An 18707-nucleotide genomic window follows, 5' to 3' on the forward strand; every position below is an offset into this window, starting at 1 on the left:
CGGGCCTCCTGTTCCTCAACTGTCCGGCGCGGCGGCCCGGGAGACGGGTGCTGAGCGTCACCCGTGACCGCACGCGGGCAGTTGAACCTGGCTGGCTGAGAGCGGACTAGATCATGCGCCTGACATCGTTGTCAACGGTTTGGGCGGGAGTCGGTGCGGGACGGGTCGTGTGCGGGATGCCGACTCCGTAGAGTCGGCACGCCCTCGCGAACACGTCGCCTACGGCCCGGTCCCCAGGTCCAGGGACGCGGCCACCGGCAGGTGGTCGCTGCTCGTTGCCGGCAACGTCCAGGCCGATCGCGGTTCCACCCCGCGCACGAGGATGTGGTCGATCCGGGCCAGCGGAAAGGAGGCCGGCCAGCTCAGACCGAAGCCGGCACCGGCCGCGTCCTGGGCCGAGCGTAGCCGTGAGGTCAGGACGGACAGGGCGTCGTCGTCCGTGGTGCCGTTGAGATCGCCCAGGAGCAGTGTCCGGGGGAGCGGTTCGGCGTCCATGGCCGCGGCGAGGCGGCGAGCCGCGGCGTTGCGCGCGTCCGTGCCGAAACCCGTAGTGGCGCTGAGCCGGACGGACGCGAGGTGGGCGACGTAGACCGCTATGGGGCCCTCGGGAGTGCGGACCGTGGCACGCAGGGCGCGGGGCCACGGCGCGATGTCGACCGTACGGACATCGGCGAGCGGATACCTGCTCCACAGACCGACCGTGCCGCGCACCTCCTGGTACGGATATGCGGATGCCAGGGCCCGCTCGTAGACCGGCGTGTTGTCTCCCAGTTCCTCCAGGGCCACCAGCGCGGCACCGGAGTCGGCCAGGGCGCGGGCGGTGCGGGCCGGGTGCGGGTTGTGTTCGTTGACGTTGTGCGTCACCACCGTCAAGTCACCACCCGCGGCGCGTTTGTCGACCCAGCGCCCGCCGAAGAGGGCGCACCAGGCGATCGCGGGGACCAGCACGGCCACGGCGGCCGTGGCCGAACGCCGGATCACCGCGCACACCAGCAGCAAGGGCACGGCGAGGCCGGTCCAGGGCAGGAACGTCTGGACAAGACTCGCGAGATGACCGGGCCGGTCGGGGAGCACGGAGTGGCCCAGCATCACGACGGCGACCGAGACCGCGAGCAGGGCGATGATCCGTCCCCTGCGCCAAACACCGTCGTACCGTCCCGTCGGGCGCGGTCGATCGGGCCGATGCGGGGCGGTGGGGGAGTCGAGCACGGTGGTCATGTTCCGGCTCACCGGGTCGGGGAGACGGTGTCGGCCGCCTGCGCCGGGTCGATCGTGGACATCCGGTGCCGGAGTGCCTCGACGAGCGCGCGGCTGCTGTCGAACACGGCCGAGAGGCCTTCCTGGGGACTGGTGTCGGCGCGTTGGTGCAGGACGACCCCGACGGCGAGGTGCTGTCGTCCGGTCCGGTCGGGCACCTGAACCGCCCACATCAGCGCGCCGCCCGCAGGAGTGCTGGAGCCGGTCTTGATCCCGACCACGCCGGGCGCGTCGAGGAGCGCGTTGGTGTTGGGAAGAGCGCGGGACGATCCCGGAACGGACGTGTCACGCTGGGCGACGACGGACCTGAAGACCTCGTCGCGCATCGCCTGTCGGGCCAGTTTCAACTGGTCGGCCGCGGTGCTCTTGGTCGTGGGCTCCAGACCGCTGGCCCCGGTGTAGGTGGTCCGGCGCATGCCGAGGGCGTCGGCCGTCCGGTTCATCTTCGTCACGAACGCCTCCTCCGAGCCCGCGTTCCAACGGGCCAGCAACCGGGCGGCGTTGTTGCCCGACGGGATCAACGTCAGTTCCAGCAGCTGCCGTTGGCTCAGCCGCTGCCCGCGTTCCAGGGGGACGGTGGACTCCACACCGGAGACGGACTCGTCCGCGGCCTGTTGGTCGACGGTGATCCGGGGACCGGACTCGCCCTCGCGCAGCGGGTGGTCGCGCAGGATCACGTACGCCGTCATCACCTTGGTCACGCTGGCGATCGGTACCGGCGTCTGCGAGCCGTGCGAGCCCAGGCCGCCGACGCCGTCGACGTGCACGGCGGCCTGCCCTTCGCGCGGCCACGGCAGTCCGGCGTCCCACGGCTCTCCCGCGTCCGGGGCCCGGGTACTGCGCCGTGTGTCCCCGTCCTCGAACAGCCCGGCGAGAACGGCGAGGACGGACAGTACCAGGGTCAGGGTGCCGGTCGCGGCGAACAGAGGGCGGCGCCTGAGCAGCCGAGGCGGGACGGACGTCGGGGGCATGAGCGGTACCTCCACAGAGCACGGTGCGCGGCGTTCGCGCACACCGGTCACTGTGGGCGGGCCCGGTCTCCGGACAGCGATGGCCGAGTCTTCGCCGCCGCTCGGCTGTGCATCCGTCAGGTAACAGTGGGCGGGCGGGTCGTGGTGGGGGGTGTGTCAGGCGGCCGGCAGTCGCAGGGTGGCGACGGCGCCGCCGTCCGGCGCGTTGGTGAAGGACAGGGTGGCACCGATCACCCGCGCCTGACCGAGGGCGATGGTCAGCCCCAGGCCGTGGCCGCGGCCCCGTTCCGGCGCCCCGGTGCGAAAGCGCTGGGGGCCGTCGGCGAGCAGATCCTCGGGGAAGCCGGGGCCGTGGTCGCGTACGGTCACCGTCGTACCCGCCACGGTCACCACGACAGGCCGCCGCCCGTGCCGGTGGGCGTTGACCACGAGATTGGTGACGATACGGTCCAGGCGACGGGGATCGGTCTCCACGGACGCCGGGTCCGCGGTCCGGAGCGGCGTCTCCAGCCCGGTGCGGCCCAGCGACTCGGCCACCGCCTCGGCCAGCGGCACGCGCCGCGTCTCGGCCCGCTCCGCGCCCGCGTCCAGCCGGGAGATCTCCAGCAGGTCCTCGACAAGCGTCCGCAGCACCTTCACCCGGTCCTGGACCAGCTCGGTGGCCTCGCCCTCCGGCAGCAGTCCACTGGCGGTGACCAGGCCCATCAGCGGGGTGCGCAGTTCGTGCGCGACGTCCGCGGTGAAGCGCTGCTCGGTCAGCAGGCGTTGGTGCAGGCTGTCGGCCATCGAGTCGACCGTGGTGGAGATGTCGGCGATCTCGTCACCGCCGCGGGCACCGGCAGCGGTCCTGGCAGTGAGGTCACCGGCCGCGATACGGCGCGCGGTACGCGCCACCCGCCGCAGTCTGCGGTTCGGCAGCTCGGCGGCGAGCGCCGCGAACGGCACCACCACGGCCAGCGCGATCAGGGAGTACTTCCACATGTGCCGGTCCAGGGCGCGGCGGGTGAGCAGGTCGCTGGTCATGTCGACCTCCATCGCGACGGGCTCCCCGCGGTAGGTCCGCGCCGCCCACATCGACGGATGGTCGCCGGGGCTGTCGCCGTCGTACCAGGTGACGTACGCGCCGCTGGCGCCCCGCCCGTCCCGCAGCCGCTGCAGCAGTTCGTCGGGGAGGGCGCCGGGGGACAGCTGGAGCCCGAGCGGCGGTCTGCCGTCGCGCTCGTAGTCGTCCAGGGCCTGTGACAACGCCCCGATGGCCTTGGCGCCCCCGTCGTTCATGGACCGTTCCAGAGTGGAGGTGTGCACCAGCCGCCCGACCGCCAGGGCGACGGCGCAGCAGCACACGGCGACGAGCAGCGCGATCTTCCACCGCAGCGAACGCCAGTTGCCGAGGTCGCGCAGGACGTTCATGTCAGCGCCGCAGCTTGTAGCCGAAGCCGCGGACCGTCTCGATGCGCTCGGCACCGATCTTCTTCCGCAGCCGTTGCACGCACAGGTCGACCACGCGGCTGTCGCCGTCCCAGCCGTAGTCCCACACATTGCGCAGCAGGGTCTGCCGGTCGAGGACGATTCCGGGGTTGGCGGCGAACTCCAGCAGCAGCCGAAGCTCGGTGGGCGCCAGGGCGACGGGCCGCCCCGCCACGGACACCTCCAGGCCGGCGGTGTCGATGACAAGGTCGCCGAAGCGGAGATGGCTGCTGGACGCGGAGAGCTCCGGGCGTTCCGGTGCCGCCGCCGGGGCCACGGCGGGTGCGTAGACGGCCCGCCGCAGCAGGGACCGGATACGGGCCACCAACACCGCCGTGTCGACGGGCTTGACCACGTAGTCGTCGGCGCCCGCCTCCAGACCGGACACGATGTCCAGGGCGTCGCCGCGCGCGGACATCATCAGGATCGGGTCCATGCTGGTCTCCCTGATCCGGCGGCACAGCCCCACACCGTCGAGGCCGGGCAGCATCACGTCGAGCAGCAGCAGATCGTGGCCGCCCTCCCGGAACATCTCCAGCCCGGTCAGACCGTCCCCGGCGGTGGCGACGCGGTAGCCGTAGCGCTCCAGCGCCAACCCGACAGATCTGCGGATCACCTCGTCGTCCTCGACCAGCAGGATCGACACGGGTGCCGGGGTGTCCCCGTCAGCCACTGGGCCCGACCTTCCTTCATCGCGTGCGCCGCCGACGTCGTACGCGGCGGCCTGTACTCCGGCTCGCATTATGTCCGCTGCGTCCGGCGGAGCCGTATCCGCCGCAGCTCAGCCCTGTATCAGCCGGGTATCAACGGGCCGGCTGCTTGCCGCGCAATAGGCAGCACAGAGTGTCCACTGACCCGCCGTCCCGGAGTGGACAGGCTGGCTACGGCGCCCAGCCCACGGCATTGTTCCTGATCAGTAACAAGCCAGTGCCGCTGGCGCGGAACGTCTGGCTCCGCCCCCACACTTTCCCTCGACTCATCGACCACGCACATGATCACGTGCGCTCAGCCACAGGGGACTCCGAACATGCGCGCCACCCGCAAGACCATGAAGCTGTTTGCCCTTGGACTGGCTGCCGCAGCCGCTCTGACCACCACGGCCTGCGAGCAGGAAGGCAACGACAAGACCCAGGACAGCACCAGCCCGTCCGCCGGCTCCGCGCGCACACCGGACGCCGATTCGAGCGGCGAGGGCACGCAGGACTCCGGCGCGACCGGGACCGGCGATTCCGGCAGCCAGGACAGCACGTACCGCTTTGCGGACCGACAGACCCCGCCCAAGGGTTCGGTCTGTGACAACGGCGGTCAGGGCCCCTACGGCGCGATTGAGTCCGTCACTTTCGGCGGCGAGGCCCCGAACACGGTGATCGGGATGGTGCTGGGTTACTTCGAGTGCGTCGACGAGGGCGCCGTCTTCAAGCCGTCCAGCGCGAGAGGGTCGGCGACGGACGTACTGCTGGACGACAGCCACCTCAAGATCGTCGTGAGCGGCAAGCTCGCGAGCGACCTGGGCACGAAGACGCCGGACGCCAACACCTTCGTCAAGCAACTCGCCGAGATGCAGGACAACGGCGAACTCGGCGGCCTCAAGTCCCCGAAGTTCTACTTCCGAATCGACGCCCCGTCCGACGACGTGAACGCGATGCCGGACAACGAGTCCCACATCATCTTCCTCTACCAGGTCACCGACGGCGACTGAGCCGGACGGGCTTTCAGCAAGCCATCGAGGTCACGTGTTGGGGCACCGGGCACCCGGTTGGCGCACCATGAAGACATCGATCGGGTCCTGGTCCTCGACGGTGAATCCATGGCGTTCGTACAGCCGTTGGGCGGGGCTGCCCTGGAGGACGTTCAGGCGGACTGGCATGTTGTCGGCGTCAGCCCGTTTCAGCACGGTGCGCATGACAGCCGATCCGAGGCCCTGGCCCTGGAGTTAGGGGCTGAGATAGAAGTGCTCCAGCCACAGCCCGCGGTCCGCCGGCCGCAACGTGACGCAGCCTGCGAAGGCTCCATCAACCTCTACGATCCACGAATACTGGAGGGAGAAGGAATCCCGGGGCCGCTGCCGAACCCGGTGCTCGTCGAACCGTCCCAGCCGCTCCAGGTCCGGACGCATCACCGTTGCCCGCAACTCCGCTACGGCCTCGACGTCCTCCGGCTGTGCGGACCGCAGCGCCCAGTGGGCGCCTTCCTGTCTCACGAAGGTTCCCGAGAACTGCGACGCATTCGACGCGGCTGCCTATGTGCTGAGCGAGTCGTGCACCAACGTCGTCCGCCACGCGGCCGCTGTTACCGACGTCATCAAGGTGACAGTGGTCCTCAGTGACAGCGTGATCTGCATCGGTGTGCACGACGGCGATCCGCATTTTCCCGCCGCGATGCCCGCCGAGGCGGAGGCCGCTCACGGCCGCTGTCTCGCCATCGTCTGTCTCTTCGCGGAGCCACTCGGCGGCCGCACTTTCGCCGAGCGCACCCCTGACGGTGGAAAGACGATGTGGGTCGTGCTGCCCCACGGCGGCGTTCGCGCCACAGGACAGCCGCGTAGGTCGTGCAGTTCGCGGTGGTCGACAGTCGCTGCTCTCCCAGCCCTCGCGACCACGCCCCTCCGGGCAACCACGCACACGAATCGATCACTATGACGCGAACTGCCCCTTTAGGATCAACCCTCGTGACGGAACTCCTCGGCGCTGTCGTACGCCTGCGACCCACCACGCTCCGGGACGTCCCCGCGCTGGCCGCGATTCGAGCCACGCCTGAGGTGCGTGCCCGGTGGCGGGGGAGTGAGGACCTGGAATCCGAGATCAGGGCCGATCTCGCGCATGCCGGCACCAACTCGTTCACGATCTTCGAAGGCGAGCGGATTGTCGGCATGATCCAGTGGCATTCCGAGGACGAGCCCGATTACCGCCACGCGGGCATGGACCTCTTCCTCGACCCCGCGGTGCACGGCCGAGGCGTCGGCACCGACGCGATCCGCACACTGGCATGCCATCTCGTCGACGATCTCCACTACCACCGTCTGGTCATCGACCCCGCGGCCGACAACGCCGCGGCCATCCGCTGCTACGAGAAGGTCGGCTCAAACCAGTGGGCATCATGCGCCAGTACGAACGCGGTGCGGACGGGGCCTGGCACGACGGCCTGCTGATGGACCTGCTTGCCGCTGAACTGGTTCGCTGACCGCAACCCCCAGGCACGGTCAGCCCTGCCGACGGAAATCCACCATGTAGAAGACCTTGTCGTAGCGGCGTTCGCCGACGGCGACGAAGTCGGGCAGACGCCCGTATTCGACGAAGCCCAGCGACCGGTAGAGGGCCAGGGCATGGGTGTTGTCGCCCCGGGCGTCCAGGGTGAGGACCTCAATTCCTGCTGCCCGCGCGTCATCGATCAGTGCAGTGGTCAGCGACCGACCAATGCCACGACGTTGGGCAGAAGCAGCCACGGCGATCTTCTCCAGATCGGCATGCGGCCGATGGGTGGGTCGCCCGTATCGGAGCCAGTATCCGAACCCCACAAGCCGACGGTCGAGGTACGCAACGCGCAGGGCCCCATCCCCGGCCCGCACCGCGGAGACGACGTGCCGGAGAAGGCCCGCCACCTCATCCGGCGACGGTGGCTCGACCCAGCCCAGGGCGGCACCTCCGCCGACCAGATCCGCGAGTATCCGGTGAGCCGATTCCGCGAACCGGGCCTCCAACTCGCGATCCGCAGCCAGTCCTTCGGCGTCAAGAAGGAGGGGCTCATGGGTCACACCGCCGGTCACGCCTGGCAGCATAGCCAGCGCACCAGCCGAAACCGAGTCGGCAGTGGTGGCCCGGGGTACTGGCCGATGCGGCTCAGGCACCGTCCCGCGGAGCCAGCACCAACCGGCCGCGTATCCCGCCCGCAGCAAGGCGATCGTGCGCCTCGGCGGCACGCTCCAGCGGCAGCACGTCGGCCACCCGCAAGGTCAGATCCATGGCGGCGAGTTCGGCAAGCGCGGCCCCGTCGGCGCTGATCCACTGCTGGTGGACGCGGATACCGCGCAACGGCAGCGGCGCGGAACCGCCGACCACGGTGACGTACGCGCCCCTCGTGCGGACAGCGGCCAGCGCCCGTACTCCGAGCCCTGCCGTGTCCAACGCGCCACTGACGCCGCCCGGCACCAGGCGGCGGACATCGCCCGCCAGATCGGAAGTGTCCCGGCCGACGACCCACTCGGCGCCGAGGCCTCGAACGTAGTCCTCATCGGCAGCCCCGGCCTGGGCGATGACGCGCAGGCCGCGCCGTACCGCCAGTTCGACGGCGAAGCCGCCCACGGCTCCGGCGGCCCCCGTGACCAGCAGGGTATCGCCGGCGACGAGGTCGAGCAGATCAAGGGACTGGAGGGCGGTAAGACCGTTCAAGGGCAGCGTCGCGGCGGCCGCGGCACTGACACCGGGTGGCGCGGGAGCGACGGCCGTGGCGTCCAGGACCAGGTACTCGGCGTACGCGCCCACGGAGACATCGAGCAGATCGCGCATGCCGACCACCCGCTGACCCGGTACGAACTCACCAGCCCCCACACCGACTTGGTCGACGATGCCCGCGACATCCCATCCAATGCCCGTGCACTCGCGGGCCGTCATCAACCCGGCTTCAACGAGCGCGCCGGAACGGGTGACCAGGTCGACCGGATTGACGGTCGCGGCCTCGACACGAACGCGCACCTGCCCCGGACCGGGCTCGGGCAGCGGAACAGTCACCAGCTCCAGCACTTCGACGCCGCCATAACCACGGGCGACCACAGCCCGCATGTGTTCATCAATGCCCATGCTGGACGACGATAGGCACGCTGCTCTCCCACAGAAAGTAGTTACCTACGGGTGCGTAAGGTACGGAAGGGGGAGTCATGCCCGACCGGACTGTCACAGGTCCCGACGCATGCAGACCCGAGGCCAGCGGTCCAGGCCGTGTGCTGCTTCGTTCTCGCGGATCTTCCGCAGCCCAGGCGTGAGCGTGGCGTCGTCCATGGGGTGAAAACCGCAGCGTGCGTAGTAGGGGGCGTTCCAGGGGACCTCGGTGAACGTGGTGAGGGTCAGGGCGGGTGACCCTTCGCTCCTGGCGTGGGCCGCCAGATGCTCAAGGAGCATGTGGCCGAGTCGGCGTCGCGCGACGTCCGGGTGTACCGACACTTGCTCGACGTGGAAGTTGCCGTCGACTGGATCGGCGATCAGATAGGCGACCGGGGTGTCGGCGTCGTCGGCAACGACCCAGGCCAGCTCTGCGTGGCAGTAGCGGGCGAGTTCATCGACCGGGAGTGGTTCGTCCTCGGCGATCTCCGGCATGCCGACATCCCGGAAACACCGCCCGGCGGCCCTCTCGATGTCCTGGAGGATGGGCAGTTCAGTCAGGCGGACGACTCGGATGCGCATGAGTGCATTCTCCGCCGCATGCCGATCGGCGCCACTGCATTAGGTGTCCCGCCTGGCCTGTCCAGCAGTCGTGCCGCGTCAGCTCTCGGACTTGATGACTTCCATGGTGAGGTGCGAGATCACTCGGCTGACGCCGGGGATGGTGACGAGCTTGGTCATCTGGAAGACCGCGTAGGCGTCCGCGTCGGCCACGGCGACCCGCAGGAAGTAGTCGGGTACGCCGAAGACCCGGCGGACTTCGATGACCTCGTCGAGCGCGGAAACGGTCGTCTCGAAGCGCCGGAGGCTGTCGACGTCGGTGACGGAGACCTCGACGGAGACGATCACCTCCACACCCCGTCCCATGGCTGCCGGATTGACGACGGCCCGGTAACCGGTGATCACCCCGCGTTCTTCCAGCCGCTTGAGTCGGCGCAGGCACGGCGGGGGTGTCAGCCCGACCCGAGCAGCGAGTTCAACGTTCGACATCCGCCCGTCCTGACGGAGGTGAAACAAAATGTCGCGATCAATGGAGTCAAGGGATTTATCATTGCTCACAGGGGTGATTCTAGCGTGCAATTCGCAATCGTATGAGGCTTGATGTTTATTAAAATTGCCCACGTCAGTCAGAGAGTTCGGCTTGTTGTGTTTTGCAGGCCGATGTCGACGTGGAGACACCGATGAGTACTCGTTCCGACCTGGTCGCCTCATGGCTCGATTTGCGTGCCGAGGAGATGGTCGATTTCCTGGCTCGCCTGGTGGCCGAACCCACCGAGAACCCGCCCGGGAGAGGCCTGGGCAGGTGCGCACAGCTTCTGCAAGAGGAGATGCGCCGCCTCGGCCTGGAGCCGGAGCTGATCGAGATCCCCGCTCCGCACACCCTGGAGGACCCCTTCATCGTGCGCGGCAGCGCCGGGCAAGGCGGGAAGCTGCTGTACTTCCACGGCCACTACGACGTGGTACCGGCGCAATATCAGGGGCAGTTCGCCCTGCGGCGCGAAAACGGCAAGCTGTACGGGAGAGGGACCGCCGACATGAAGGGCGGCATCGTCAGCATGGTCTACGGGGCGGCGGCGGCCAAGGAACTCGGGCTGATCAGGGACGGGCGGATCGTCATCCACCTTGTCCCCGACGAGGAGACCGGCAGCGTCGTCGGAGCGGGCCACCTGCGTGAACACAACCTGATCGACCCGTCCGCCGTGGCGATGGTGACGGCCGAGCCCAGCGGCACCGGCATCTGGAACGCCGCCCGCGGCGCCATCAGCCTGACGATCTCCTTCGAAGGCCGCGAAGCGCACGTCGGACAGGCCGCGTTCGGCATCAACACCTTCGCGCACATGGTTCATGTGGGCCGCCCGCTCCTGGCCTACGCCGAGGAGATGGCCGCCCGGCACACCGGCTACCCCATGGCCCCCGACGATCCGACCGGTTCGATGGTCGTCGTCGGCGGCCTCAGCGGTGGCGGGTCGAATTTCAACGTCGTTCCCGCGGACGCCTGGTTCACCGTCGACAGCCGCTTCAACCCCGAAGAGGACCTCTCCGCCGAACTGGAGCGCATGCAGACCCTCATTCGCGACGCGGCAGCCGAGGTCGATGCGAAGGTCAACGTCGAGGTCATCCAGTTCCAGCCGGCCGCCGGCACCCCGGTCGAGCATCCGGCCGGAGCCGCACTGGCGCGCTGCGTGGAGGAGGTCCGCGGCGAGCCGGCCAAGCTCGAAATGTGCGGCGGAATCCTGGAGAACCGCTGGTACGGCCAACTCGCCATCCCCGCCTTCGGCTACGGCGCCGGTCGCCTGGATGTCTCCCACGGTCCCCACGAGCACGTCGACGAGGAGGAACTGTTCCGCACCGCCGCCGTTTACGCGCTTTACGCAGCCGACGCCCTCGCATGAGGGCCCCTTCGGGGGCGGAAAGTATCGAAGAACGTCACCGTAAGCAGCGACCTAAACAAATAGCTGAGCTGTCCTTCGAGCTCCGTTAATGAGGAGTCGTACAACAACCCGTATTCTGCGATCAGTTCAGCGGTCAGTCAGGTAGCCGAAAGGTGCGCGGCACGGTGGCCGGCCAGCGGGATGTCCTGCTTGGCGAATGCGGCCACGGCTCGCTCGAAGTCTTCCCGCTCCTCATCGACAGGCATGGCCGTGGGCGGGTGATTCTGTAGGAGTGGTGCGCGACCTCGACGCTGTCCGATGCCAAGGCGCACACATTGAACGTCAGGGCGCAGACCGCGCCCGCATCACCACGCCAGTTGTCACCGGGAATTACTCGTGCGCTGTGACCACCTGTTGGTCGCTGAAGGTTCGTCCCTGCCAACTCACTGCTCCTGCCCGCTCTGGAAGCTTGATCTGCGGATGCGGTGATGCAGCTCGCGCATGGGCTCCTCAAGCTCCGGAACCGGACCGGCCACGATGACGCCGGGCGCGATCGCGGTGATCGGCAGAGGCTTCACAGGCGAGGGGGCGATCCCCATGCCTGCCCGCCAACTCGCCAACTGCTCCGAGGAGGCGGCGTAGACGATGCGGCCCAGACCGACCCAGGCATGGGCGGCTGCGCACATGGGGCAGTGCTCGCCGGAGGTGTAGACAGTTGCGTCCCTCCGCTCCTGCGCCGTCAGGTGCGCGGCGGCCCAGCGAGCGAGTTCGAACTCCGGGTGGCGTGTCTCGTCCGCTGTGGTGACCTCCCGGTTGCGCTCTTCGGCCAGCACGGTGCCGTCCGAGGCCACCAGCACAGAACCAAAGGGGAAGTCACCGGCGTGCCACGCCTCCTGAGCCAGCTCTACACACCGCCGTAGGTGTGTCATGTCGGCTGCCGAGATCTCCTCGTTCTGAGGATCGGGGCGGTTTCGACCGGACTCGCTGATCGTCATTTCGTCGTGCCTTTCTTGTGTCGTTGCTGGTAGCGGCCGCAGCCACCAGGCCAGGCGGCGCCTGCCGCCGGATCGTGTGTCAGCCGCTGGTCAGGTATCGGAGCGGTGGACGACAGAGAAGAGGAGTTTCGCCACGGACCTGGCGCTGCCCTGCAAGTCCTGGCCGATTTGTTCGGGCAGAGCCCCGGCGAGCCACAACGTGGCGAATCCGTGCACGAGCGACCAGGCGGCCACCGAGGCCAGCTCCGTCTGCTGGCCCGGCGGGGTATCGGTGGCGGCGACGACCGCGTTCGTGAGGAGGTCCCCGGCGCGGTCTCGTGCCACCGCGAGGGCCGGTTCGTCCGGGTGGTGCAGGTCGGGGCGGAACATCACCTCGAAGTGGGCGCGGTGGTCGACGGCGAACTGCACGTAGATGACTCCGGCGTCGACCAGATCGATCGTCTCGCCGTCACCGGGGTCCAGGGCTTGGGCCAGCAGATCGAAGCCCTCGGTGGCGAGCGCCGTGAGCATGCCGGCCTTGTCCCCGAAGTGATGGACCGGCGCCGTGTGCGACACTCCTGCCCGCCGTGCCACATCGCGAAGGCTGAGCAGGCCGAGCCCACGCTCCTCAATGGCCTCGACTGCGGCGGCGAGGACCGCTCGACGCAGGTCTCCGTGGTGGTAGCGGCCCTCTGGTGCCATGCTGCGCCCCCATCCATCTTTCCATTGCATAGATCTTGCGACGGCGCTAATCTTACCATCGTTAAGATCAGATCTCGTAGGAGGGAATCGACATGGCTCCTCTCGTCATCCTGGTCGCCGTCACACTCGCCCTGCTCACAGCCGGTGCGCTGGGCGTACAGCGCCTGCGGCCGTGGCCCGTTGCCGTGCGCGGCGGCCTCGCCGCGATGTTCACGGCCACGGGGATCTCCCACTTCGTCGGCATGCGCGACGTGTTGATCTCGATGGTCCCGCCGGAAGTGCCGGCACCCGGCTTCTGGGTCACGGCCACGGGGGTGCTGGAGCTGGCCGGCGCCGCGGGTCTGCTCTGGAATCGCACCGCCGTGTGGGCCGCGGGTTGCTTGAGCGCGCTGCTCGTGGCGCTCTTTCCCGCCAATGTCTATGCCGCCCGCAACCACGTCCTGACGGCCTGGGACGATCAGCTCTGGCCGCGGACCGTGATGCAGATCCTCTTCCTCGCCGCCACGCTCGGCGTCGTTGTGCACCACCTGAAGCATCGGGCCAGGGTGTGAAGCCGAGGCGCGGGAGAGCGAAGCCGTTCGAGTCCCGCCTAGACCGGCAGGCGAAGTTGACCGGTGGCTGCGAGGGCAGCTCCACCACTGACCGAGGGAGCGTCGTCAGCGGTGCGGATGCTGACACGGATCTGAGAAGGCCGTTGCAGCTTGTGTCCCTGGACGATGGTGATGTGTTCGCCCACGTAGCCGTGGCGGCTGAGCAGACTGGCCAGTGGCCCTGCGGCGCTGCCCGTCGCGGGATCCTCCGTAATGCCGGCGACCGGATTCACGAATCGGGCATGGGCGTGTGCGCCGGGTTCCGCTGGGTCCAGAGCGTACAGATACACCCCTTGACCACCGACGTCCGGCAACAGGGCGCGCAGTTGGCCGGCGTCCGGCGAGGCGAGGTTCACCGTTCGGCGGTCGCGGAGACCGACCAGCAGGTGTGCCGCTCCAGTGGACACAACCTGCGCCACCGGCAGCCTCTCGGCGGCGCCCAAGCCGTCCACCTCCACGCCGAGTGCCGTGGCGAGGGCGTGATGGTCGGTCAGTTCCTGTCCGAACTGGGGGCGGTGCTGCCGCATCGAGACGACGATCCGACCGTTGCCGCCACGGGAAACGGTGACCGGCAGAGCCGTGGAGCCGAGTTGCTGCCGCCACTGGCCTGCGGCGCGGTCCTCCAGTCGGCCTGAATCCGCCAGCCACCACCATGCCCCCAAGGCGTTGTGGCCGGCGCCGTACACCTCCACGCCTCCCGCGGTGAACGACCGCAGGCGCCAGTCGGCGTCGTCAACAGTGGGCCGCAGCAGAAAGGTCGTCTCCGCCTGGTTGAACTCGCGGGCGATGCGCGGCAGAAGGGGCTCGGGCAGGCCGTCGGCATCAGGAACGATGGCCAGCGGATTTCCTTCCAGGGGTCGGTCGGTGAACACATCCACCAAGACGAACGGGATGTCGGACGGCATTCTGTCTCCATCGGAATTGGGTTTGGACGCAGATGAGAGTACGGTCCGTGAAGCCGCCAACCCCAGCGCTATCAGTGCTGATCAGGGCCGTGATCAGTCGATTCCACGGTAGATTTCCTATATGAACGACGAATCCACGGCAGCCCTGGACAGCATGGACTGGGCCATCTTGGTGGAGCTGCAGAACGACGCCCGTCTGTCGTACGCCGAGCTCTCCCGTCGCGTGGCGCTGAGCCCCTCAGCGGTGATCGAGCGCGTACGGCGGCTGGAGGCGCTGGGCGTGATCACGGGGTACCACGCGGTGGTGAACCCGGCACGGGTCGGGCTGGGCATCCAGGCCATCGTGCGCCTGAAGTACCCGGGCACGGCCCATCAGCCGCTGCACCGGCTCATCGCCGACCGCCCCGAAATCCTGCGGTGCCACCGGGTGACCGGAGACGAGTGCTACGTCATCCATGTCGTGACCAAAGATGTGGCCCGGCTGGAACAAGTCGTGGACGACCTCGCGCGCTTGGGCTCGCTCACCACCCACATCGTCTATTCGACACTGCTGCCCCGCAGGACACTCACCGCGCCGTCCGCGGCCGACGAGTGAAGCTCCAGAACTACAGGACGCGGAAGGTCCGGTAGGCAATGCCGCCTTCGATCAGGTACCCCGATCCGACGCAGACGGTGTGGTGGAGCCAGGCACAGGACTCGGCCCCGGTCTCGAAGAGCGGGTTGGTGCGGAAGTAGTAGTCGGCTGGGTCGATCCGGTGCCGCTCGTCGGGATCGGCCAGGGCTTCACGCATGCCGGGCGGCGTGACCCAGTGGATCCGTTGTCACGGTGCACCGCCTCCTGCGGCTGAGGGGAACAGTTTCTGGCGAACCGCATCCGTCGAGACGCCGGACTGGGCACACAGGGTCGCCAGATCGAAGAAAAAGCGCTCGCCGGCGATCAGATCGTCCTGGAAGCCGAACTGGATGAACACCGGTATCTCGGCACGCTTGCCGTTGGGAACGACGCCGAACCGGTTGCCTGTCATGGTCAGCCTCGCCGTGCCCCAGCACACGAGCGTCTCGCCGTTGCTCGCGTGCCCGTCCAGGGTGACGTCGTAGTCGGGGAACGAGGCGAAGAATCGCCTCAGCGCTGTCTCGTTCTCGGCCAGCCCCCGAGCCGTCGTACCGAAGGCCGGAGTCTCCAGCACCATCCCGCGGTGGAGGAGCCGCAGAGCGGCGGAAATGTCCTGGTATTGGATTTGATCCAGTTTTCGAACAGTAACTACGCTTCCGTTCGCATGTGACGGCTGTGGCCGGAAGGGCCGCAGACGGTGCGGGGTGGTGGCATGGATAGTTCGGGGCGTGGGTGCCAGGCGTGAGCGGACCGTTGTCCGGGCTGCTGTTGGGGCGTGAGGACGTCCTGCGTGCGGTGCGGGGACAGGTACAGCGGGCGGTCGGCGGTCATGGTGGCGTGCTGCTGGTGACCGGTGAAGCGGGTATCGGCAAGTCGTCGCTCGCCGGCTGTGTGGTGGAAGAGGCGCGGGCCGGAGGCCTGACCGTGCTGCGCGGGGCGTGCTGGGATGCGGACGGCACTCCTGGGCTGTGGCCCTGGATGCAGGTGGTCCGCACCTTGCGCAGATCCGTTCCGGCCCAGACATGGAAGGCGGCCTCGGATGCGGCCGGGGTCGCCTCGGAGATCCTGTGCGGCGGCAGCGGCGGCAGCGGGTCCGGGCCCGGGGGAGTGGACCAGTTCCAACTGTTCGACGCGGTCACCACCCTCCTGACCACGGCTGCCCAGCAGCAGCCCCTGCTGGTCGTACTGGAGGATGTGCACTGGGCGGATACGGCGTCCGTGGCGTTGCTGGAGTTCGCCGCGCAGCATCTGTCGCTGGAGCGGGTCCTCGTCCTGGCCACATGCAGGGATGTGGAGATCGAGCGGCCCGACCATCCACTGCGTGACCGGCTGCGCTCGCTGATGACGCGGGCCGTGACGCTCGCGCTGCCGGGTCTCGGAGTGGCCGATGTCGCCGAGCTGATGCACCGCACGGCGGGCAGGACGCCGGATGACGCCCTGGTCGCCGAGGTGTTGCGCCGTACCGGCGGAAACCCGTTCTTCGTCCAGGAGGTTGCCCGCCTGTGGGCGGCCGGTCATGAGGTGACGGCGGTGTCACCCGGCCTGCGCGCCTCGCTCCAGGAACGTCTGCGCCTGCTGGAGGCCCCGGTGGCGGACTGCCTGGGCGCGGCGTCGGTACTGGGGCGGCGGTTCTGCCCCGGCGTCCTGGCCCGGGTGCTGGGCTGCCCGGAGGCGCAGGTACGCGGCTGGCTGGCGCGCGCGGCCGACGGCCAACTGGTCGAGATCCAGAACCCGGCAGTGGCGGTCTTCAAGCACGATCTGGTGCGCGAGACGCTGTACGGAGACTTGGACGCACAGCGGGCCCGCGGCCTCCACGCCGCCGCGGTGAACGCACTGCGCGAGACGGCCGGGGCCTCGGCGGACGTGATACTCCCCGTCGAACTGGCCCGCCACGCCCACCTCGCCTTCGAGGAACTCGACCGGGACGAGGCGGTGGAGCTGATGCTGTCCGCGGCGCGGCACGCGGAGCACCGGCTGGCGCACGAGGAGGCGGTGGGCCACTACGGGCGTGCCCTGGACCGCCTCTCCGGTGCGGACCCCGCCCGGCGCGTGCTGGTCGGCCTCGACCTCGGGCTCGCACTCCAGGTGACCGGTGAACAGGAGCGCTCCTGGCGGGTGTTCGAGGAGGCCGCCACACTGGCCGACGGCCTGGCCAGGCCGCTGCTCATGGGACGCACCGCACTCACTCTCTACGGCGCCGACGGCCGCGGCGACACGACCCGACTGAGACAGAGTGCCCTGAGCTGGGCACACGCGCAGTTCACCGCGTCCGGCACGACCACAACCACGACAACACCGACGGACAGGACGGCCGGGGGACGACCTGGCGCCGGCGACGGTGCCGAACTCCACCTCCCCGAGTCCGACTTGGCCCGCACCGTGGCAGCGGCAGTGGTCGCCCAGGCCCGCGCGGAGGGTGACGACGATGCCCTGCACGTCGGACTGTGGGCGCGCATGCAGGCGGAGTGGGGCCCACAGGCGGCGGGCGGGCGCCGCGATCTGGCCGCCGAACTCGCCCAGGTGTCCCGGCGACGCGGCGACTGCTGGACGGAGCACGTGGCGATGTCGATGCGCTGGGTCGCGGCGCTGGAGGCGGACGACCCGCACTTCCTCGAAGCCCTGCACGCCATGGCGGCCGTGGCCGCCGCCGACGGCTCTGCCCGCCTGCGCCTGACCTCCGTCATCGACCGCAGCGTCGTGCACGCCATGGCGGGCCGGTTCGCCGAGGCGGAGCGGCTGCTGGACGAGTCGGCGACCCTGAGCGCTTCCGGCCCCAGCTACCTCCGGCACTTCCAGGCCCATCACCGCTGGACTCTGCTCGTCCTACGAGGCGAGTTCACCGAGGCCAGAAGCTCTCTGGAGGCCCTGCGCCCCGGCGAGCACCCGTACGTTCACGTCCTGGACGCCCTGACAGACCTGGAGGCGGGGGAGAGGCCGACCGGTCCCGTACCCCGGCCGGGTGTGGGGGCCGACGAGGACACGGCACTGTTCCGGATTCTCGCTCCGCTCTGGCTGCGCTGCCAGGCGCAGGGGGCCGCCGCTACGGGCCATCCGGCGTGGTGCGACGACGCCTACGCCGCGCTGGCCCCGTACGAGGGGCAGTGGCTGGTCTCCCTGCTGGGCTGGGACATCGGCGGCCCGGCGACGCTGTGGCTGGGCGTCCTCGACGCCGCCCGCGGGCGCTGGGACAGCGCGGTACGCCACCTCACCGCGGCCCTCCGATCGGCCGAGCGGCTGCACGCGCCGCCCTGGGCGCTACGGGCCCGGATCGAACTGGCCCGCGTACTCGCCGAGCGGGGCGGGCCGGTCAGCGGTCATGACCTCGCAACCCTGCTGAAGGAGGCGACGTCGCAGGCACAGAACCTGGGCATGACCCACCTGCTCACCCGCATCGAACACCTCCCCACGCACCCGCCCGACAGACAACCGCCCACCCCGTCCTGCGAGTTCCGCTGCAACGGCCAGGTGTGGCACCTGACGTACGAGGGCCGCACCGTGCACCTGCCGGACGCCAAGGGCCTGCGCGACCTGCACACGCTGCTGAGCCTGCCCGGCCAGGACATCCCCGCCGTCCACCTGCTGAACCCCCAGGACGAAGCCGTGGCCGCCGCGCACGGCGTGGGTGCCGACGAGGTCCTGGACGAGGAGGCCCGCCGCCGCTACCGCCGGCACCTGGAACAGTTGGAGACGGAGATCGACCGTGCGGTCGAGCGGGGCGAGGACGCCCGCGCGGCCGCCTACGACCAGGAACGCGCCGCCCTGCTGGACGAACTACGCAGACACGCGGGCCTCGCGGGTCGCCCACGCCGACTGGGCGACCCGCGCGAACGCGCCCGCAAGAACGTCACCGCCCGCATCCGCGACACCCTGCGCCGCCTCGACGACCAGCACCCAGCCCTGGCCGCCCACCTGCGCCGCACCGTCTCCACCGGCACGATGTGCCGCTACACCCCGGATGAGGACATCCACTGGCACCTGTGAACCG

General features: G+C 69.3%; 19 protein-coding genes and 1 pseudogene. 6 read left to right on the forward strand and 14 right to left on the reverse strand.

Annotated elements, in window-relative coordinates; genetic code table 11:
- Positions 1 to 219: 219 nt before the first annotated feature.
- The 4 genes from GA0115233_RS04925 to cseB all read right to left on the reverse strand — a co-directional run bounded on the left by GA0115233_RS04925 (position 220) and on the right by cseB (position 4368).
- The gene (locus tag GA0115233_RS04925) at positions 220 to 1209 is read right to left on the reverse strand and encodes an endonuclease/exonuclease/phosphatase family protein (RefSeq protein ID WP_255310053.1); all 990 of its coding nucleotides are present in this window, start codon (positions 1207 to 1209) and stop codon (positions 220 to 222) included.
- A 17-nt stretch (positions 1210 to 1226) separates the two neighbouring features.
- A complete protein-coding gene (locus GA0115233_RS04930; protein ID WP_093718828.1) occupies positions 1227 to 2228 on the reverse strand; it encodes a D-alanyl-D-alanine carboxypeptidase family protein in 1002 nt (333 codons plus the stop codon).
- 156 nt (positions 2229 to 2384) lie between these two features.
- Complete coding sequence (locus tag GA0115233_RS04935) at positions 2385 to 3638, reverse strand: sensor histidine kinase (RefSeq protein ID WP_093718829.1); 1254 nt, start codon at positions 3636 to 3638, stop codon at positions 2385 to 2387.
- A 1-nt stretch (position 3639) separates the two neighbouring features.
- Complete coding sequence (gene cseB / locus GA0115233_RS04940; protein ID WP_255310042.1) at positions 3640 to 4368, reverse strand: two-component system response regulator CseB; 729 nt, start codon at positions 4366 to 4368, stop codon at positions 3640 to 3642.
- A gap of 354 nt (positions 4369 to 4722) precedes the next feature.
- On the opposite strand from cseB, the gene GA0115233_RS04945 reads away from it, so the two are divergent.
- Entirely contained in the window at positions 4723 to 5394 is a 672-nt protein-coding gene (locus GA0115233_RS04945) for a hypothetical protein (protein WP_093718831.1), read from the forward strand.
- A gap of 30 nt (positions 5395 to 5424) precedes the next feature.
- Here the strand turns inward: GA0115233_RS04945 and GA0115233_RS04950 are convergent.
- A pseudogene (locus GA0115233_RS04950) lies at positions 5425 to 5811 on the reverse strand (GNAT family N-acetyltransferase).
- 552 nt (positions 5812 to 6363) lie between these two features.
- On the opposite strand from GA0115233_RS04950, the gene GA0115233_RS04955 reads away from it, so the two are divergent.
- Complete coding sequence (locus GA0115233_RS04955; protein ID WP_255310043.1) at positions 6364 to 6843, forward strand: GNAT family N-acetyltransferase; 480 nt, start codon at positions 6364 to 6366, stop codon at positions 6841 to 6843.
- 51 nt (positions 6844 to 6894) lie between these two features.
- On the opposite strand, the gene GA0115233_RS04960 is transcribed toward GA0115233_RS04955, so the two are convergent.
- The 4 genes from GA0115233_RS04960 to GA0115233_RS04975 form a co-directional block, all read right to left on the reverse strand.
- Positions 6895 to 7458: a GNAT family N-acetyltransferase gene (locus tag GA0115233_RS04960; RefSeq protein ID WP_255310044.1), complete on the reverse strand. Its 564-nt coding sequence runs from the start codon at positions 7456 to 7458 to the stop codon at positions 6895 to 6897.
- A 73-nt stretch (positions 7459 to 7531) separates the two neighbouring features.
- Positions 7532 to 8488: an NADP-dependent oxidoreductase gene (locus tag GA0115233_RS04965; protein ID WP_255310045.1), complete on the reverse strand. Its 957-nt coding sequence runs from the start codon at positions 8486 to 8488 to the stop codon at positions 7532 to 7534.
- Between the two features lie 93 nt (positions 8489 to 8581).
- A complete protein-coding gene (locus tag GA0115233_RS04970) occupies positions 8582 to 9088 on the reverse strand; it encodes a GNAT family N-acetyltransferase (RefSeq protein ID WP_093718833.1) in 507 nt (168 codons plus the stop codon).
- 78 nt (positions 9089 to 9166) lie between these two features.
- Complete coding sequence (locus GA0115233_RS04975) at positions 9167 to 9598, reverse strand: Lrp/AsnC family transcriptional regulator (protein ID WP_255310054.1); 432 nt, start codon at positions 9596 to 9598, stop codon at positions 9167 to 9169.
- A 149-nt stretch (positions 9599 to 9747) separates the two neighbouring features.
- Between GA0115233_RS04975 and GA0115233_RS04980 the strand changes: the two genes are divergently transcribed.
- A complete protein-coding gene (locus GA0115233_RS04980; protein WP_093718835.1) occupies positions 9748 to 10959 on the forward strand; it encodes a M20/M25/M40 family metallo-hydrolase in 1212 nt (403 codons plus the stop codon).
- 422 nt (positions 10960 to 11381) lie between these two features.
- Here GA0115233_RS04980 and GA0115233_RS04985 read toward each other — a convergent pair whose 3' ends face one another.
- Together GA0115233_RS04985 and GA0115233_RS04990 are read right to left on the reverse strand one after the other, a co-directional pair.
- Complete coding sequence (locus tag GA0115233_RS04985; RefSeq protein ID WP_255310055.1) at positions 11382 to 11867, reverse strand: nucleoside deaminase; 486 nt, start codon at positions 11865 to 11867, stop codon at positions 11382 to 11384.
- Between the two features lie 156 nt (positions 11868 to 12023).
- Positions 12024 to 12614, reverse strand: a complete 591-nt coding sequence (locus GA0115233_RS04990; RefSeq protein WP_093718837.1) for a TetR/AcrR family transcriptional regulator — start codon at positions 12612 to 12614, stop codon at positions 12024 to 12026.
- A 92-nt stretch (positions 12615 to 12706) separates the two neighbouring features.
- Here GA0115233_RS04990 and GA0115233_RS04995 point away from each other — a divergent pair, with 92 nt between their 5' ends.
- Positions 12707 to 13165, forward strand: coding sequence for a DoxX family protein (locus tag GA0115233_RS04995; protein ID WP_093718838.1), 459 nt, complete (start codon positions 12707 to 12709; stop codon positions 13163 to 13165).
- A 38-nt stretch (positions 13166 to 13203) separates the two neighbouring features.
- Here the strand turns inward: GA0115233_RS04995 and GA0115233_RS05000 are convergent, their stop codons facing one another.
- Complete coding sequence (locus tag GA0115233_RS05000; RefSeq protein WP_093718839.1) at positions 13204 to 14109, reverse strand: PhzF family phenazine biosynthesis protein; 906 nt, start codon at positions 14107 to 14109, stop codon at positions 13204 to 13206.
- Positions 14110 to 14230: 121 nt separating this feature from the next.
- Between GA0115233_RS05000 and GA0115233_RS05005 the strand changes: the two genes are divergently transcribed.
- Positions 14231 to 14704: an Lrp/AsnC family transcriptional regulator gene (locus GA0115233_RS05005; RefSeq protein WP_093718840.1), complete on the forward strand. Its 474-nt coding sequence runs from the start codon at positions 14231 to 14233 to the stop codon at positions 14702 to 14704.
- Positions 14705 to 14714: 10 nt separating this feature from the next.
- Here GA0115233_RS05005 and GA0115233_RS05010 read toward each other — a convergent pair whose 3' ends face one another.
- Positions 14715 to 14900 (reverse strand): DUF3237 family protein, encoded by a 186-nt coding sequence (locus tag GA0115233_RS05010; protein WP_093718841.1) that lies wholly within the window; start codon positions 14898 to 14900, stop codon positions 14715 to 14717.
- A gap of 30 nt (positions 14901 to 14930) precedes the next feature.
- On the reverse strand, positions 14931 to 15461 hold the full coding sequence (locus GA0115233_RS05015; RefSeq protein WP_218063400.1) for an ester cyclase: 531 nt from the start codon (positions 15459 to 15461) through the stop codon (positions 14931 to 14933).
- Positions 15462 to 15463: 2 nt separating this feature from the next.
- Here GA0115233_RS05015 and GA0115233_RS05020 point away from each other — a divergent pair, with 2 nt between their 5' ends.
- Complete coding sequence (locus GA0115233_RS05020) at positions 15464 to 18703, forward strand: ATP-binding protein (RefSeq protein WP_093718842.1); 3240 nt, start codon at positions 15464 to 15466, stop codon at positions 18701 to 18703.
- Positions 18704 to 18707 lie beyond the last annotated feature (4 nt).

This window comes from Streptomyces sp. DI166 (assembly GCF_900091315.1).
In the GTDB taxonomy this organism is placed as follows: domain Bacteria; phylum Actinomycetota; class Actinomycetes; order Streptomycetales; family Streptomycetaceae; genus Streptomyces; species Streptomyces fuscus.